General features: G+C 59.2%; 1 protein-coding gene and 1 pseudogene. One reads left to right on the plus strand and one right to left on the minus strand.

Features of this window, described 5'->3' with window-relative positions:
* Window positions 1–169, plus strand: a pseudogene (locus tag J5M58_RS28570) (tripartite tricarboxylate transporter substrate-binding protein); the annotation flags it as partial.
* 77 nt (window positions 170–246) lie between these two features.
* Here the strand turns inward: J5M58_RS28570 and J5M58_RS28150 are convergent.
* Window positions 247–490, minus strand: a 244-nt coding sequence (locus J5M58_RS28150) for a tetratricopeptide repeat protein (RefSeq protein ID WP_243432563.1), incomplete at its 5' end; no start/stop codon positions are given.

Raw genomic sequence — 490 nt, forward strand, 5'->3', positions numbered from 1 at the left:
GCCCAATACGCCAAAGAACATCGTCGCCAAGATCAACGGCGATGTGAACGAGGCCCTGCGTCAACCGGACATGCGCGACCATTTGAAGAAGTTATCTGCTGAAGTTTTCGGCGGCTCGGTCGAGAAGACAACCAAATACATGTACGACGAGGTTGGTCGTTGGGGCAACGTGATCAAGGCGGCCGATGCAAGCTCCAGTGAGCTGAGCTCGGATGCGCGTCACGGGCGGACCTTACATTGCAAGTTTCAGAGATTGGAAATCTGCAGCAGCTTGCGGTCGCCGATCCACGTTTTGGCAAGGTCAGCCTCGGCCTTCTGTGCGGCGGCGGTGTTGCCGCGTGCCTTATGCAGTTCCGCGAGCCCGTAATATGACCAGCCATTGGCTGGCGCCCGGCTCAGCGCGCGCTGGAACTGCTTCTCCGCGTCCGCATACCGGCCAGCCTGCAGCAGGGCAGCGGCGAGAGATTGACGGATCGGATAATACCAGTAC

It is taken from the genome of Pseudomonas sp. 32_A (assembly GCF_017490905.1).
Taxonomy (GTDB): domain Bacteria; phylum Pseudomonadota; class Gammaproteobacteria; order Pseudomonadales; family Pseudomonadaceae; genus Aquipseudomonas; species Aquipseudomonas inefficax.